Raw genomic sequence first — 15,161 nt, forward strand, 5'->3', positions numbered from 1 at the left:
GTCCGAATCGGGCGTCGCCGTAGTGCTGCCATGACTCTACACCGCGAGCAGCGGCACCGTCCGCCACCTCGCTCCCGACCGGGTCGTCCGGGAGGCGGAGACCGGTGCCGACGAGACAGTTCAGTCACCAGATAGTGAAATGAAACTTGCTAGCAACTTTTGTGGGCGTGCAATGAAGCGGTGCCCATGGGGACGACCGCGCGCGAGAGATTCAAACGCAAGCTCGTCTACCTCGCCATCCTGGCGGTGCTGTTCGTCGGTACCGCCATCGGCCTGGGGTGGGCGTTCGTCCAGGGTGCGCCGTAGCCGGCGCGATGCGGACGCTCCCGACCGACCGGGGGAGTGGGGACACGCCGCTCGTGGCCTGCGTAGCCCTCGGCTCGGCTGGCGGGCCACCGACACCGCTTAACCGGTGCGCGACGAACCCCGGTGTATGAGCGACGCGGACGAGCCGGTCGACCCGGCCGAGATCGGGGAGACCGATGCCCCGGCAGTCGAGGAGAAGCCGTACAAGATAATCTTCGAGGCGAACAAGTGCATCGCGGCCGGCAAATGCGCCGAGGTCTCCGCGAACTGGGAGATGGACCTGCAATCCGGGCTGGGAAAACCCGAGACGTACTTCTTCGACGAGTCGGAGCTCGACCACAACGTCCGGGCGGCCGAGGTCTGCCCCGCGAAGAAGGACCGCGGCGTCATCCACGTCGTCGACCGCCGGACCAACGAGGAGATCGCCCCCGACCCGCACGGGGACGGCACGCTCTCGGTCGACTGGTAGTTTTTCTCTCAAATTTTGTAATTTCTCGAATTGTCACGCAGATGTTCGAGATGGTATCGGATTTATACCGGGTCTTCGGTAGAAATCGAGCGCTGCTCCGGGTAGCATACGCACCGCAGCGACCGAAACCGACAAACGGCGCCCCCGCCGACTGAGGGACGCGCGGGGGTGGCCGAGTCCGGACAAAGGCGGCGGACTTAAGATCCGCTCCAGTAGTGGTTCGAGGGTTCGAATCCCTTCCCCCGCACTCCGGCGAACGCCAGTGAGCCGTGAGTGCGGACGTATGATTCGAACCCGGGAAGTCGCGCGCAGCGAACGAAGTGAGCGAGCACGTCTTCCTTCGGTTCGAATCCCTTCCCCCGCATCGCTAGTGAGCCGTGAATGCGGACGTATGATTCGAACCCGGGAAGTCGCGCGCAGCGAACGAAGTGAGCGAGCACGTCTTCCTCCGGTTCGAATCCCTTCCCCCCGCACTCGCGGGCTCGAACGCACAGTGAGTGCGAGTCGTCTACCACCACCAATCGGGACCGGCGGCGCCGTCGGGCCCGTCGCCGTGGTCCGAATCCGAGCCAACATTCATTACCAACGCAACCACAGTTCAGGAGAGGCGACAATGGCAGAGCACGGGGGTGGGCCGCTGGCGACCGATGGGAAGACGAGCGAGATACGGTTGCTTCACATCGACGACGACGCGGCCTTCGCGGACATCGCGAAGCCCCACATCGAGCGGTGTAACCCCTCCATCGACGTGACGACGGAGACCGACCCCGAGCAGGGGCTCGAGCGGCTGGCCGAGGAGCCCTTCGACTGCGTGCTCTGTGACTACGATATGCCCGGGCAGACCGGGCTCGAGCTGCTGACGGAGCTCCGGGAGTTCGCCCCCGAACTGCCGTTCATCCTGTTCACGGGCAAGGGGAGCGAGGAGATCGCCAGCGACGCGTTCTCCGCGGGGGCGACCGACTACTTCCGGAAACCGACCGATACCAGCGAGTACGAGGTGCTGGCCGAGCGGATCGCGACGGTCGTCGACAAGTACCGCACGGAGCAGCGCCTGGAGCGGAGCGAGGAGCGCTACCGGCGGCTCGTCGAGACCGCGCCGGTCCCCATCGCCGTCCACCACGGCGACGAGATCGTCTTCGCCAACCGGGCCGCCGCCGAGTTCCTCGCCGTCGACGACCCCGAGGAGCTGGTCGGGGACGACCCGATTCAGTACCTGGAGACCGACGACCGCGCGGTCGCCCGCGAGCGGATCGGGCGGCTCCTCGACGACGAGACCACGACCGAGTCCATCGAGGAGCAGTACGTCGACGCCAACGGGGAGGTGAAGCAGGCGCTCGTGGCCGGAAGCGCCATCGAGCACGGCGGGAAGCGGGCGGTGCAGGTCGTCGTCCAGGACGTGACCGAACACCGGGAGCGCCAGCAGGAGCTGGAGCGCTACCGGCAGCTGGTCGAGGCGATGGGCGACGGCGTCTACGCGCTCGACGCCGAGGGGCGCTTCGAGATGTTCAACGAGCGGATGGTGGAGCTGAGCGGGTACAGCCGCGAGGAACTGCAGGGGATGGACGCGAGCGAGGTGATGACCGAGTCGGGGCTGGACCGGACGGAGACGGCCATCCGCTCGCTGCTCGACGGCGAGGCGGATTCGGTCACCATCGAGGTGCAGGCAAAGCGCGCGAGCGGGGCGGTGGTCCCGCGGGAGCTGACGCTCACGCTCCAGCCGACCGGCCCGGACGAGTCGTTCGCGGGCACCGTCGGCGTCGTCCACGACATCTCGGAGCGCCGGGCCCGCGAGCGGGAGCTGGAGCAGAAGAACGAGCAGCTGGAGGCGTTCGCCGAGATCGTCAGCCACGACCTCCAGAACCCACTCAGCGTCGTGAGCGGCCACGTCGCGCTGTCCCGCGAGCTGGCCGACGAGGGGGCGAGCGGCGAGGACCTGCTGCCACAGCTCGAGGCCATCTCCGAGGCCACGGACCGGATGACGACGATGACCGAGGACCTGCTCACGCTGGCCAAGCAGGGTGATACGGTCGGGGACCGCGAGCCGGTGGTGCTGTCGGCCGTCGTCCGGGATGTCTGGGAGACCCTCGACACGACGGGCGCGACGCTGGCGGTCGAGGACCCCGGGACCGTCGAGGCCGACCCGACACGGCTGGAACAGCTCGTCGCGAACCTGCTGGAGAACGCCGTGGAGCACGGCTCCACGAGCCCTGCCTCGCAGACTCGGCAGGACAGTGTGGAACACGGTTCCACAAGCAGCCGGACGGAGTCCGGCGACGCCGGAAGCGGAGCTTCCGAGCCCTCGGTCGCTGACGCTCCCGAGGACACCGTGGAGCACGACACGGAGACGGCGGCGTCCGCCACGGATGGGAACGCGACGACGGACGGGGGAGACGACCAGCTTGAGGTCGTGGTCCGGGGGACCGAGACGGGCTTCGCGGTGCTGGACGACGGCCCCGGGATCCCCGAATCCGAGCGCGATGACGTGTTCGAGCGGGGCTACTCCACCGAGACGGGGACCGGCTTCGGGCTGGCCATCGTCCGGACGGTCGCGGAGGCGCACGGCTGGGAGGTCACCGTCGGCGAGAGTGCAGCCGGCGGCGCCCGGTTCGACATCCACATCGACGCCTGAGCCGTGGGCCACGGGCGACCCGGTGTGCGCTCGACCGCGCGCCGACCGCGCCGCTCTTGTGCGCGCATCCCCGAGCACGGGCATGGAACTGGCCTCGCTGGGGCGGGACCTGTCGCCGTCGGAGGCCCGGAAGCTCCGCTTCCTGGCGGTCCAACTCGTCGGCGCGGTCGCGGTCGTCCACCTCGTGGTCGGGCTGACGGGGTTCATCGAGATCCTCGTCAACGGCCTGCTCGTGACCTACCTCACGGAGTTCGTCTTCGAGCGTCCACGAACCCTCCTGTTCACGCTCTCGGGGAGCGCCATCCTCGTCGGGCTGTTCGCGACCGCACGCGGCCGGCTCGACCTCCGACGGGCGTACCTCCTCGGGGCGGCGATGCTCGCGGCGTACCTCGTCGGCTGGCTCGCCTGGCACACCGTCCTCGACCACGGGTTCGCGCTGACCGGTGGCGGCCCGACCGAGACGACCCACACCCACGGCGGCGTGCTGGCCACGCTCTTCTCGCACTACGTCGAGCCGCTGCTGGCGACGCTCGGGGCCGCCGGCTCCGGAACCCCCGGCTCCGGCCGGACGCTGCTCGGCATCGTCTCGGTCACGCTCGAGGCGGCCGGGCTCGTCGTCATCGGGCTGTTGCTCCGGGGCGACCCCGATATCGAGCGGCCGGACGACACGTTCGGTAGCCTGACGCTCGAGCGGCCGGACACGGACGAGGATCCCCGGGAGTCGAACTGAGACCGCCCGGAGCCGACGCCAGCAGCACCGATTCGCGACATCCGGCAGCATCGGCCACGAGCCAGGACTACGACCGGGCCACGGGGGCAGGGGTCTCGATCACCGACGGGTCCCCGAGGCCACCCTCGTCAGACGAAGGCGTCTCGTGTGAGGCTGGCGTCTCCGCGGACCCGTCAGCGACGGTCACGTCCTCGGCGGTGACCGCGTTCGGGCTGGCCGTTCCGAGCCGTGCCGACGCCAGTGTCGCGGCGGCCCGTGCATCGAGCAGGCCGGCACCGGCGGCGGCGTCCGGCCCGGGAGCCGCGACGTCACGGGCGCTGTCGGTGAGCGCCGCCCGGATGTCGGCCGCCGTGGCGTTCGGGTTGGCCTGGGCGATGAGCGCGGCGGTCCCCGCGACGTACGGGGCCGCGAAGGACGTACCGGCCGACGCGTCGGTTCCAGGGGCAGCAACCGTATCCGGCGCGACCAGCCCCACACCGGTCCGGTTCCCGACCGGGCCGCGGGAGCTGAAGTCGGCCACCTGTTCGGCCTCGTAATCGTACGCCCCGACGCCGAGGACACCGGGCGCGGTCGCGGGGGTGGCGAGGCTCCCAGCAGCCGTCCGGTAGGTCAGGTCACGGGTGGCGAACAGCTCCAGTTCGTGCGCCCGGGAGACGTTCTCGGCCTCGATGGCGAGGTAGTAGTGCCCGCGAGGGACCGTGGCGTCGAGGTAGGCCGTACCGTTCCCACCGCCCCCCGACGAGGCGACGAGGCGCTGTCCGCCCACGCCCCGCCGGAACAGGTAGAGTTCGTACGCATCGGCAGTCGCGTTCGCACCGGTCGGCGACCACTCCAGGCTGGCCCGGACCCGGCCGGCGAACACCTCGCCGTCGGCCAGCGCGTTCCCCTCGGCACCCGGCCTGAACGTGACCCAGCGGCGGTCGTCCGGCTCGTGGGTGCCCGCCCAGTGGCGCCGGGCGTAGTTGCCCGCCGAGGTGACGAAGACGGCATCCTCGGAGGCGTTGCGGGCGACCGCAGACAGCGCATCCGTGTCGGCCCCGGCGTTCCCGAAGTAGCTCCCCGAGTCCACGATGACATCGGCGCCCGAATCGCGGAGCCACGCCACCGCCTCGCGGTACTCCGCCGCGGAGGTCGCGTCCCCGACGGCTGCGACGTGGAGGTCCGCGTCCGGAGCCGTATCTGCGACGACACTGGCGACGGCCGTTCCGTGGTCGGCGTCACCGGGCGGGCCGAACGAGCGGTAGGCCCCGACGTGCCCCGCGAGTTCGGGGTCGGAGACGCGGAACCCGCCGTCGATGATGCCGACGGTCACGTTCTCGCCCGTCAGACCCCGTTCGTGGAGGTCGGTCGCACCGATGCGGTCGACGCCGGCCGCGACGCGCCCCCCGAGGTCACGGCTGGCACGCAGCCGGACAGCCTGGACCGCCGGGTCCGACGAGAGGTCCCGGACCGCCGACAGCGGGACGTATCCCTCGACGTGGTGGGCCCCCTGTCTGACGAACCGGCGCCGCACGTCGAGCCCGGCATCGGATAGCGCCCCCGCCTCGCGGAGTTTCACCGTCACCAGCACCTCCCGGTCCACGGGTTCGGGCTCGGACGCCCCGCCGCGGAACAGCTGCTCCAGCTCCTCGACGGCCCTGTTGCTGTCACCGAACGTCGTCCGTTCGGAGGGGCCGAGGTCGACGGTGAAGACCGGCAGGAGCGGCGTCGCCAGTAACACCACGGCGAGCAGCAGCCTGAGGCCGGTCTCTCGGTTCATTGTGTGCGGTCGTGCGGGATTCCGGAGGACGGGTGAAGAACGTTCGCCCGCCTATGTGGTGGCCTGCCACCGGGACACCGCGAGGGCCAGTCCCAGCGCGAGGAGGCCGCCAGCCAGGAAGACGAGGCCGACCGGGAGAGCGAGCGGGCCGCCGCCACCGAGGCTCTCGCCGATGCGCGGGAGGTCACCGCTCGCGGCCGTGCCGATGCTGGGGACGACCAGCCACTGGACCAGCAGGCTCGCGACCGCCAGCACGGCCACCGCCGGGAGGAGACTGCGAAGCGACTCGAGCAGGCCACCGTCGTGCTCGCGCGAGCCGACGAAGACCACCGTCGGGTCACGGGCGGGCGCGTAGACGTTCATCTCGCGTCCCTTCGAGGAGTAGCGTGTCTCCGCCACTTCGACGAGGTCTGCGTCCTGGAGGCTGTTCAGGTGGTGCCGGGCGTTCTGGAGCGACGTGTCCACCCGGTCGGCGACCTCGGAGGCGGTCGCGGGCTCGTCGTGGAGCGCCGTGAGCACCGACCGGGCGGTGTCGGACGCCAGCGACGAGAGCAGGTCCCCAGCCTCCTCGGAGTCGAGCCAGAGCGTCTGGAGGTCCCCCTCGCCCTCGCGCGCTGCGGACTCGCTCGCGATATCCCCCGACGCAGCGTCCGAGTCGGAGGACAGCAGTTCGGACATTGTCGGTGGTTGCCGCCCCGCGCGTTTAAGCTTTGAGGATACCCCTGCCGGGAAACGACCCGGTGATACCCTGAACGTCCGTTCTCCCCGGTTCGATGTACCCAGATGAGCATCGAAGAACGGATTCGGTTGTTGGATTGCAACTTCCCCACCGAAGACGGCTATCGGAAGCCGCAATCTCTGCCCCCGGTGCGAGTGCTTCCATCCCCAGTGCGGCACCCCCGCTCCCGGCGCGTGGCGGGCCGGTCAGTCCTCGGCGAGTTGCTCGCGCAGCAGCTCGTTGACCGTCCCGGGGTCCGCGCTCCCGCCCGTCGACTGCATCACCTGCCCGACGAGGAAGTTGAGCGCGCCGTCCTCGCCGGCATGGAAGTCCTCGACCGCGTCCGGGTTCTCGTCGATGGCCTCGCGGACCGCCGCCGCCACCTCATCGTCGCCGGTCTTGCCCAGCCCCTCGCGCTCGACGATGTCGTCGGGGGCGTCCCCGTCGTCGAGCATCCCGCGGAGCACGGTCTCGCGGGCGTTCTTCGCGGTTATCTCGTCGGCCGCGACGAGTTCGACGAGGCGCTTGACCTCGTCCAGCCGGCCCTCGATGTCCGTGACGTGCATATCGCGGTAGTTCAGCTCGCCCAGCAGCTCGTCGGCGACCCACGTCGCCGCGAGGTCCGGGTCGAACGCCTCGGCGACCTCCTCGAAGAAGTCCGCCACCTGCTTCGTGCTGGTCAGCTTGTCGGCGGCCTCCCGTGAGAGCCCGTACTCCTCGCGGAACCGCTCGCGCCGCGCCGCCGGGAGTTCGGGGATGGCGATGCGCTCCTTCCAGTCCGAGACGCGCAGCGGCGGCAGGTCCGCCTCCCGGAAGTAGCGGTAGTCCTTCTCCTCCTCCTTCGTCCGCATCGAGAGCGTGACGCCCTTCGATTCGTCCCAGTGGCGGGTCTCCTGCTCGACATCGGCACCGCGCTGGATGGCGTTCTTCTGCCGGGACTGCTCGTAGGCCAGCGCCTTCTCCGCGCCCTTGTGGCTGGAGATGTTCTTGACCTCCGTCCGGTTGGCGTTCTCCAGCGTGGCCTCGTCGATGGCGCCGTCGTCGGCGACCTCGTCGGCGTCGACCATCGAGAGGTTGGCGTCGACGCGCAGGGAGCCGTCCCGGGTCGCATCGAAGACGCCCAGATATTCGAGGACCTCCTCCAGTTTCGCCAGGAACGCCCGGACCTCGCCCGGCGAACGGAAATCGGGTTCCGTGACGATCTCCATCAGCGGCGTGCCCGCGCGGTTGTAGTCGACCAGCGTGTAGTCGGCGGTGTCGATGCCGCCGCCGACGTGCTGCAGGCTCCCGGGGTCCTCCTCCAGATGGGCCCGGCGGATGTTCACCGAGCGGTCCTCGCCCTCGACGGAGAACTCCAGGGTCCCGTCCTGGCAGACGGGCGCGTCGTACTGCGTTATCTGGAAGTTCTTCGGCAGGTCGGGGTAGTAGTAGTTCTTCCGGTGGAACTGGGTCTCCTCCGGAATCGAGGCATCGATGGCCTTCCCGATCTTGACGGCCGCCTCGACGGCACCCTCGTTCAGGACGGGCAGGGCGCCGGGCAGCCCCAGACAGACCGGACACGTCCGGGTGTTGGGCTCCTCGTCGTCCGCGGCGTCGGTCGAACACCCGCAGAAGATCTTCGTGTCCGTCTCCAGCTGGACGTGGACCTCCAGCCCGATGACGGTCGCGAGGTCGCGCGATTGCGCGGTCTGTGCGGTCATTGGACCACTTTCGGGAGGGCTGGTGCTTTAGCCTGACGGACACGAGCGTTTCACTCATCGGCGCCCTCGCTCCCGAGGGCACAGAACGGTGACGCGAGGCTCGTCACTCCGGCTGGTACGGGTTCGTCGCCGTATCCAGCCGGTAGACATCCGAGGCAGCGTCGAAGTCATCATCGAACGCGTAGAGGTAGCCCAGTCCCTCGGTCTGCATGTAGGCGACGATGGCCGCGTCGACGAAGGAGAACCGTTCGTACTGCCGGAAGAGCGCCTTCGCGGTCGCGAACGTGTCCGCGGTCAGGGAGTCGATATGGAAGCGCGCGTTCTCCTCGAGTCGGTCGAGGAAGTCGACGGCGGCGTCGTGGCCGGCGTGGGTCGTCAACCCGTTGAGCGTCTCCCCGAGGACGTAATCGAGGACCACCGCCTCCGGAAGGTCCGCCGAGTCGATACCCGTGAGGATTGGAAGGGCCTCCTAGTGCGCCCCGTCCCGGCGGTACGCCGCAGCGAAGAGAACCGTCGTGTCGACGAGCGCACGGGGCATCTAGTCGACGCCCCACGCGTCGTGCTCGGTCGTGACCTCGGTTCCCTCCTCCCCGTCGTAGCCGTCGAAGTCGCCGAAGGTGCCGCTCCGCTGCTGGACGACGTGGACACGGAGCGTGCCGTCGTCCTCGATCTGCCACCGGAGCGTGTCGCCGTCGTCGATATCGAGTTCGCGACGGATGCGGGCGGGGATGTTCGCCTGGTTCCCCGACACCGTGCTCTCGGAGTCGACGCGCTCGCTGCTCATACACGGAACGAGTGCGGTCTCGCTGATAAAACCAGTGTGCGCCCACACTACCGGGTCGCGTCGATGAAGCGGCCCCCCGGACGACGCGACGGTGCCTACCGCACCGCCTCGGTCGCCTCGTCCATGATCGCCAGCGCCTCCTTCAGCGTCTCCATGTCCGTCGCGTAGGAGATGCGCGCGTGGCCGGCGCCGTTCGCGCCGAACGCCTCGCCCGGCACGACCACGACGCCGCGGTCGATGACCTCGTCGACCCAGCCCTCCGGCACGCGTGGCATCGCGTAGAACGCGCCCTGCGGGGTGGGCACGTCCAGACCCATGTCCTCCAGTCCGTCGAGCACCACGTCGCGTCGCTCCTCGAACGCGGCGACCATCTCGTCGACGGGGTCCTGCGGGCCCGAGAGGGCGGCCTCGGCGGCGTACTGGGCAGGTGCCGATGCACACGCCTGGCAGTACTGGTGGACGCGGAGCATCCGCTCGACGCGCTCGTGACTCCCCGTGACCCAGCCCAGCCGCCAGCCGGTCATCGAGTAGGTCTTCGAGCAGGCGTCGACCACGACGACGTTGTCCGACTCGGCGAACTCAAGGGGTGAGCGGTGCTCGCCCTCGAAGACGATGCGACCGTACACCTCGTCGGAGATACACAGCACGTCGTGCTCGTCGGCGATGCGTGCGAACTCGCGCATGTCCTCGGTCGACTGCACGGCGCCGGTCGGATTGGCCGGCGAGTTGACGACGAACGCCGCCGTGTTCTCGGTGATAGCGTCCTCGACGGCGGCGGGGTCCATCGTCAGGTCCTCGCGGAGTTCCACGGGGACGGGGTCGCCGCCGGCGAGGTGCGTGAGTGCCTCGTAGGAGACGAACCCGGGGTCCGGGAAGACGACCTCCTGCCCCTGGTCGACATGGGCTTCGAGGGCGATGTGGAGCGCCTCGCTCCCGCCCGCGGTGGCGATGACGTTCTCCGGGTCCACGTCGAGGTCGTTGTCCCGGGCGTGCTTGCCGGCGATGGCCTCGCGCAGTTCGAGGGTGCCCTTGTTGGAGGTGTAGCCGTCGCTGTCGCCCGCCTGGATGGCCTCGATGGCCGCCTGCTTGGCGTTCTCGGGCGTCGGGAAGTCGGGTTGTCCGAGTCCGAGGTTGATGGCGTCCTCGCCGGCCGCCTCGAACACCTCGCGGATGCCACTGATGGAGACCTGCTCGACTCGCGATGAGAACCCGGTCATGGGAGTCGTGTGGAGGGGCGGGGTGGTAACTGTTCGTGGTCCGGAACATAGTGGTCAACGGCGCCATTTACCAATTATACCTGCTATCCTATACTTATACTAGCCAATACTGATTAACAACGGCATTTCAAAGTGAATTCGGCAGTGCCAGCTAATTCGAACGAACCTCGAAGACCACCTACGAAGCCCTCGCACGCTCCGGGGTCCCTGACTCGCTGCGCGCCTCACTCGCTGCGCGCCTCACTCGCTCGCGGTGCTTGCGTCGTCAGCTGCCCCGGAGCCCGCTCGCCTTCCGGCAGAGCACGCTCTGCCGACGTTCGCCTCGCTTCGCTCGGCTCACCTTCGAGTCCGCCAGGATTCGGTTGTGTCACGGAGCGGAGCCCCTGCCCTTCCCCAGGTCGCGGGGGTTCGCCCGCAAGGGGCGAACCACCCGCTCCCGGCCCGTGGATTGTGGCGGGTCGCGCACGCCTGTCAGTCACACCGGCGTGCGCTGGCTGGCGGCGCCCGCCCTCCGCGAGCGGCTTCATGCCGCGAGCACCAGCGGCGGGCGCCGCCAGCCTCTAAGCGCGCGAGGGGCGAGGAGCGCAGCGAAGCGAGCACCACAGGCGGCTGGGGAGGTGTGAGGCCCACGGGCCCGACTGACCGATACCCGGTCCTGGCGGACTCGAAGGTGAGCCGAGCACAGCGAGGCGAACGTCGCTGGGCGAGCGAAGCGAGTCCAGCGGAAGGCGAGCGCTCTCGACCCGTCCCGGAGGAAGCAAGCACCACAACGGAACGAGCGAAGCGAGTGGAGCGAGGAGCGTGGTTCGAGAGAGCGAAGCTCTCTCGTCATCCCGAAAATCTCCGATTTTCGGAGACAGCGACTTCCGGACGGTCGAGAGCGCGAGAACGTCGGGCCCGTCGACAACGTAGCGGTCGGTCACACCGGCAACCACCCACGAACAGCCTTACGTGCCGACCACCCACACGGGAGACCACGACATGAACCACGTCGATATCGACGACATCGAGAAGTGGCCCCACCCGATGGGCGTCAACAGCGACCGCCGCGACGTGACGGGCGCGCTGGGTGGCGAGGACGTGACCGTCGTGCGGTACGAACTCGACCCGGGCGAGCAGTTCTCCGGTGGCCTCCACACCCACCACGACCAGGAGGAGCTGTTCTACATCCTCGAGGGCACCGCCACCTTCGACGTGGGGCCGGAACCCGACGACGACCACGCGGAGGGGCACGCCGAGGAGCGCCCCGACACCGAGGCCGTGGAGGTGGCGGCTGGCGAGGTCATCAGCTTCCCACCGGGGCAGTTCCAGTGCGGCCGGAACAAGTCCGACGACACGGTGGTCGGCCTCGTCATCGCCGCCCCGGACACGCGCCACGAGTGGGAGGCGCTGGAGTCGTTCGCCCCCTGTGCCGGCAACTGCGACGGCATCACCAGCCACGGCGTCCGCGCGCCGGAGGACGGGATGGTCGTCTACTGCAACGTCTGTGGCACGGAACTCCAGGTCGCCTGAGGGCACATGCCCGGGCGGTCCGACAGCCACGACCGTCGAATCGCAAGACACGTCGCGCCCGGCCCCGGAGCCGCCGACGTGAGCGAGTCACCACGCGATGCCTTCCTCGCAGGGATCCGGGCCGTCGCACCCATCATCGTCGGCATCGTCCCGTTCGGGCTGGTTGCGGGCGCCGCGGCCGTCAACGCGGGGCTGACACTGCTGGACGCCGTCGGCCTGTCAGTCGTCGTCTTCGCCGGGGCCTCCCAGCTCGCGGCCATCGGCCTGTTCGGCGACGGCGCACCGCTCGCTCTGGTCGTCGTGACGGTCCTCGTCATCAATCTCCGGATGGTGATGTACAGCGCCAGCATCGCGCCCGAACTGCTCGACGAGCCGCGGCGCTGGCGGACGCTGGAGGCGTATCTGCTCACCGACCAGGCGTACGCGCTGTCGGTGACCCGCTTCGAGCGCGCGCCGGGGACGAGCCGGCGCTGGTTCTACCTCGGGGTCGCGGCGCCGCTGTGGGTCGTCTGGCAGGTCTGCACGGTCGTCGGGGCCGTCGTCGGCGCGCGGGTCCCGCCCTGGCTCCCGCTGGACTTCGCAGTTCCTCTCACGTTCCTCGCGCTCCTCGTTCCGGCCATCGAGGGGCGAGCGACCGGCATCGCCGCCCTGGTCGGCGGCGGACTCGCCACGGTGGGGACGGGCCTGCCGCTGGAGGCCGGGCTGATGGCCGGCGCACTCGCGGGCGTGCTGGCGGGTCTCGTCGCCGAGCGCGTCGTCGGTCCCGACGCGGTGGGGAGGGACGGGGACGGCCCCGGAGGTGGGCACGCGTGAGCGGTCGTCCCCCCGGAGGTGAGAGCGCGTGAGTCCCCCGCCCGGCCCGCAGGTATGGCTCGCCATCGTCGCCGCCGGCCTGGGTACGTTCCTCATCCGGGCCTCGTTCCTGTTCCTGTTCGAGCGGATGGGCGGCGTCCCGCCGCGACTGGAGCGGGCACTCGCCTACGTCCCGGCGGCGGTGCTGGCGGCGCTCGTCGTCCCCGCACTGGTCGCGCCCGACGGCACCGCGACGGTCCTCGGCAACGACCGCCTCCTCGCGGGCGCGCTCGCGGCACTGGTGGCCTGGCGGACCGAGAGCGTCCTCGCGACCATCGTCGTCGGGATGGTCGCGCTGGTGGCCCTCGGCGCGGCCGGGACGTTCGTGTGATGATGCGGGCGGAACCTGCACGCGACGTAACCGGATTCGGTACCCCAGACGATATCTGTACCTTCTAGTGGTTTCTTCCCGGCCGACACCGAACGACCGGTATGGAGTCGACCCTCGGAGGCCTCGTCAGCGACCGGCCACACCAGGCCCTCTCCCGCGCGGTCGTGAAGACGGTGCTCTACCGTATGGTGATGGTCTGTATCACGGTCCTCGTCGCCTATCTCGTGGTGGGCGACGCCTCCGCGGCGCTCAGTATCGGCTTCGTGACGAACGTCGTCAAGACCGCGACGTACTACGGCTACGAGCGGCTCTGGGACCGAATCGCCTGGGGCGTCTGAGTCACTCGAACGTCGACTCGTCCTCGCGCGGCCGGTAGAGGTGTCGCATCTCCTCGGAGGCGCCGTCGGGCCGTGTCGGTGTAGCACGGCGTGGCCGACCCGTCGCGCCCGCGACCCGGAACGCACCGTGTTTAAGACGCCCCTCCGACACCTACGGGTATGAGCGACGCCGACGACGGCGACGGACAGGAGCTCGGCATCACCGAGTCCAAATCACACAAGCCTGGCGAGTGGTACGCCGAGGTCGTCCAGAAGGCCGAACTCGCGGACTACGCCCCGATGGGCGGGTTCATCGTCACGCGACCGCGGGGGTACGCCATCTGGGAGCGCATCCAGGAGCATCTCGACGGCTGGTTCAAGGACACCGGTGTCCAGAACGCCTACTTCCCGATGTTCATCCCCGAGTCCTACCTGGAGCGCGAGAAGGACATCGTCGAGGGGTTCGACCCCGAGGTGGCGTGGGTCGAGAAAGCCGGCCACGAGGAACTGGAGGAGCGCCTGGCCGTCCGGCCGACCAGCGAATCCATCATCACGCCGTTCATCGCCCAGTGGGTCCGGAGCCACCGCGACCTGCCGATGCGACTCAACCAGTGGTGTTCGGTCGTCCGCTGGGAGGCCACGGACACGAAGCCGTTCTTCCGCACCAAGGAGTTCCTCTGGCAGGAGGGCCACACCGCCCACGCCGACGAGGAGGGCGCCTGGGAGGAGACGATGACCCGGCTGGGCCAGTACGAGCGCCTCTACGAGGAGGTCATGGCCATCCCCGGGCTCACCGGACGGAAGCCCGACCACGACAAGTTCCCCGGCGCGCACACGACGACGACCATCGAGGCGCTGATGCCCGACGGCAAGAGCGTCCAGGCCGGCACCTCCCACTACCTCGGGCAGTCGTTCGCCGAGGCGTACGACGTGACGTTCACCGACGAGGACGAGAACGAGCAGGTCGCCCACACCACCTCGTGGGGCCTCTCGTGGCGCGCGATGGGCGCGCTCATCATGACCCACTCCGACGACCAGGGGCTCGTCCTGCCGCCCGCGCTCGCCCCTCAGCAGGTCGTCGTCGTCCCGATCTGGCAGGAGGACACCGAGGACGAGGTGCTGGAGTACAGCGCCGAACTGGCCGCCGAACTGGACGAGGAGTTCCGCGTCCACCTCGACGACCGCGACGAGCGCAACCCCGGCTTCAAGTACAACGAGTGGGAGCTGAAGGGGGTCCCCCTCCGCATCGAGGTCGGCCCCAACGAGGTCGAGGACGGCGAGGCGACGCTCGTCCACCGGCCCGACGGTGAGAACGAGGTCGCCGACCGCGACGGGCTGACCGAGGCAGTCGGCGACGCGCTCGACACGGTGTACGCGAAGCTGTACGCCGCCGCCGAGGAGAACATGGAGGAGAACATCCGCGAAGCCCACGGGCGCAACGAGATCCTCGGGACGCTCGGCCAGCACGGCGGCTACGTGAAGACCGGCTGGTGTGGCGACGAGGACTGCGAGGCCGAGATCAAGGACCAGATCGCCGCCGAGATCGTGATGGTGCCGCTCGACCGCGACGAGGAACCGATTCACGAGACGTGTGGCGTCTGCGGGGAGGACGCCGAGGAGACGGCGTACTTCGCGAAGAACTACTAACGCACCTTTTTTCGGTTCGGGTGCTCCTCGGCGGGCGGCGAGGCCGCCCGCCTGCGGGCACCACTCCCCGAAAAAATCTGTACCAAAAAAGCCGCTCCTCGCTCCGCTCGGAGCGGTGAAACGCGCGCGCGGCGCGCGTATGCAGCGATATATTCCAGTCCAACAGCGCCCGCCCAACAGTTGTTCTATT

15 protein-coding genes and 1 tRNA gene are annotated in these 15,161 nt (G+C 69.3%); 9 read left to right on the forward strand and 7 right to left on the reverse strand.

Annotated features, from left to right (window positions below; all coding sequences use genetic code 11):
- Positions 1–433: 433 nt before the first annotated feature.
- The 4 genes from NL114_RS04810 to NL114_RS04825 all read left to right on the forward strand — a co-directional run bounded on the left by NL114_RS04810 (position 434) and on the right by NL114_RS04825 (position 4,134).
- Positions 434–775, forward strand: coding sequence for a ferredoxin (locus NL114_RS04810; RefSeq protein ID WP_254823664.1), 342 nt, complete (start codon positions 434–436; stop codon positions 773–775).
- A gap of 162 nt (positions 776–937) precedes the next feature.
- Positions 938–1,022, forward strand: a tRNA-Leu gene (locus NL114_RS04815).
- Positions 1,023–1,388: 366 nt separating this feature from the next.
- Positions 1,389–3,404, forward strand: coding sequence for a hybrid sensor histidine kinase/response regulator (locus NL114_RS04820; protein WP_254823665.1), 2,016 nt, complete (start codon positions 1,389–1,391; stop codon positions 3,402–3,404).
- Positions 3,405–3,486: 82 nt separating this feature from the next.
- Positions 3,487–4,134, forward strand: coding sequence for a hypothetical protein (locus NL114_RS04825; protein WP_254823666.1), 648 nt, complete (start codon positions 3,487–3,489; stop codon positions 4,132–4,134).
- Positions 4,135–4,201: 67 nt separating this feature from the next.
- Here NL114_RS04825 and NL114_RS04830 read toward each other — a convergent pair whose 3' ends face one another.
- From NL114_RS04830 to NL114_RS04855, 6 genes are all read right to left on the reverse strand, one after another.
- Positions 4,202–5,893 (reverse strand): S8 family peptidase, encoded by a 1,692-nt coding sequence (locus tag NL114_RS04830; protein ID WP_254823667.1) that lies wholly within the window; start codon positions 5,891–5,893, stop codon positions 4,202–4,204.
- A gap of 51 nt (positions 5,894–5,944) precedes the next feature.
- Positions 5,945–6,571 carry an ArsR/SmtB family transcription factor gene (locus tag NL114_RS04835; protein ID WP_254823668.1) on the reverse strand — a complete coding sequence of 209 codons (627 nt, stop codon included), beginning with the start codon at positions 6,569–6,571 and terminating at the stop codon, positions 5,945–5,947.
- A 246-nt stretch (positions 6,572–6,817) separates the two neighbouring features.
- Entirely contained in the window at positions 6,818–8,311 is a 1,494-nt protein-coding gene (gene gatB, locus NL114_RS04840) for an Asp-tRNA(Asn)/Glu-tRNA(Gln) amidotransferase subunit GatB (RefSeq protein WP_254823669.1), read from the reverse strand.
- 103 nt (positions 8,312–8,414) lie between these two features.
- Positions 8,415–8,768 (reverse strand): PIN domain-containing protein, encoded by a 354-nt coding sequence (locus tag NL114_RS04845; protein ID WP_350355414.1) that lies wholly within the window; start codon positions 8,766–8,768, stop codon positions 8,415–8,417.
- Between the two features lie 81 nt (positions 8,769–8,849).
- A complete protein-coding gene (locus NL114_RS04850; RefSeq protein WP_254823670.1) occupies positions 8,850–9,095 on the reverse strand; it encodes an AbrB/MazE/SpoVT family DNA-binding domain-containing protein in 246 nt (81 codons plus the stop codon).
- A 95-nt stretch (positions 9,096–9,190) separates the two neighbouring features.
- Positions 9,191–10,312 (reverse strand): pyridoxal phosphate-dependent aminotransferase, encoded by a 1,122-nt coding sequence (locus NL114_RS04855; protein ID WP_254823671.1) that lies wholly within the window; start codon positions 10,310–10,312, stop codon positions 9,191–9,193.
- Positions 10,313–11,293: 981 nt separating this feature from the next.
- On the opposite strand from NL114_RS04855, the gene NL114_RS04860 reads away from it, so the two are divergent.
- From NL114_RS04860 to NL114_RS04875, 4 genes are all read left to right on the forward strand, one after another.
- Positions 11,294–11,824, forward strand: coding sequence for a cupin domain-containing protein (locus NL114_RS04860; RefSeq protein ID WP_254823672.1), 531 nt, complete (start codon positions 11,294–11,296; stop codon positions 11,822–11,824).
- Between the two features lie 6 nt (positions 11,825–11,830).
- Complete coding sequence (locus tag NL114_RS04865; protein WP_254823673.1) at positions 11,831–12,637, forward strand: AzlC family ABC transporter permease; 807 nt, start codon at positions 11,831–11,833, stop codon at positions 12,635–12,637.
- A 28-nt stretch (positions 12,638–12,665) separates the two neighbouring features.
- A complete protein-coding gene (locus NL114_RS04870) occupies positions 12,666–13,007 on the forward strand; it encodes an AzlD domain-containing protein (RefSeq protein WP_254823674.1) in 342 nt (113 codons plus the stop codon).
- 101 nt (positions 13,008–13,108) lie between these two features.
- Entirely contained in the window at positions 13,109–13,345 is a 237-nt protein-coding gene (locus NL114_RS04875) for a DUF2061 domain-containing protein (RefSeq protein ID WP_254823675.1), read from the forward strand.
- 1 nt (position 13,346) lies between these two features.
- Here the strand turns inward: NL114_RS04875 and NL114_RS04880 are convergent, their stop codons facing one another.
- On the reverse strand, positions 13,347–13,496 hold the full coding sequence (locus NL114_RS04880) for a hypothetical protein (protein ID WP_254823676.1): 150 nt from the start codon (positions 13,494–13,496) through the stop codon (positions 13,347–13,349).
- 8 nt (positions 13,497–13,504) lie between these two features.
- Between NL114_RS04880 and proS the strand changes: the two genes are divergently transcribed.
- The gene (proS, locus tag NL114_RS04885; RefSeq protein ID WP_254823677.1) at positions 13,505–14,971 is read left to right on the forward strand and encodes a proline--tRNA ligase; all 1,467 of its coding nucleotides are present in this window, start codon (positions 13,505–13,507) and stop codon (positions 14,969–14,971) included.
- Positions 14,972–15,161: the final 190 nt, after the last annotated feature.

The organism is Haloglomus halophilum (assembly GCF_024298885.1).
GTDB lineage: Archaea > Halobacteriota > Halobacteria > Halobacteriales > Haloarculaceae > Haloglomus > Haloglomus halophilum.

Excerpts from the sequence above, each read along its gene's own strand:
- NL114_RS04835 (WP_254823668.1), bottom strand. The coding sequence starts at position 6,571 with ATGTCCGAACTGCTGTCCTCCGACTCGGACGCTGCGTCGGGGGATATC.
- NL114_RS04860 (WP_254823672.1), top strand. The coding sequence starts at position 11,294 with ATGAACCACGTCGATATCGACGACATCGAGAAGTGGCCCCACCCGATG.
- NL114_RS04825 (WP_254823666.1), top strand. The coding sequence starts at position 3,487 with ATGGAACTGGCCTCGCTGGGGCGGGACCTGTCGCCGTCGGAGGCCCGG.
- NL114_RS04850 (WP_254823670.1), bottom strand. The coding sequence starts at position 9,095 with ATGAGCAGCGAGCGCGTCGACTCCGAGAGCACGGTGTCGGGGAACCAG.
- NL114_RS04855 (WP_254823671.1), bottom strand. The coding sequence starts at position 10,312 with ATGACCGGGTTCTCATCGCGAGTCGAGCAGGTCTCCATCAGTGGCATC.
- proS (WP_254823677.1), top strand. The coding sequence starts at position 13,505 with ATGAGCGACGCCGACGACGGCGACGGACAGGAGCTCGGCATCACCGAG.
- NL114_RS04875 (WP_254823675.1), top strand. The coding sequence starts at position 13,109 with ATGGAGTCGACCCTCGGAGGCCTCGTCAGCGACCGGCCACACCAGGCC.
- NL114_RS04865 (WP_254823673.1), top strand. The coding sequence starts at position 11,831 with ATGCCCGGGCGGTCCGACAGCCACGACCGTCGAATCGCAAGACACGTC.
- gatB (WP_254823669.1), bottom strand. The coding sequence starts at position 8,311 with ATGACCGCACAGACCGCGCAATCGCGCGACCTCGCGACCGTCATCGGG.
- NL114_RS04830 (WP_254823667.1), bottom strand. The coding sequence starts at position 5,893 with ATGAACCGAGAGACCGGCCTCAGGCTGCTGCTCGCCGTGGTGTTACTG.
- NL114_RS04810 (WP_254823664.1), top strand. The coding sequence starts at position 434 with ATGAGCGACGCGGACGAGCCGGTCGACCCGGCCGAGATCGGGGAGACC.
- NL114_RS04820 (WP_254823665.1), top strand. The coding sequence starts at position 1,389 with ATGGCAGAGCACGGGGGTGGGCCGCTGGCGACCGATGGGAAGACGAGC.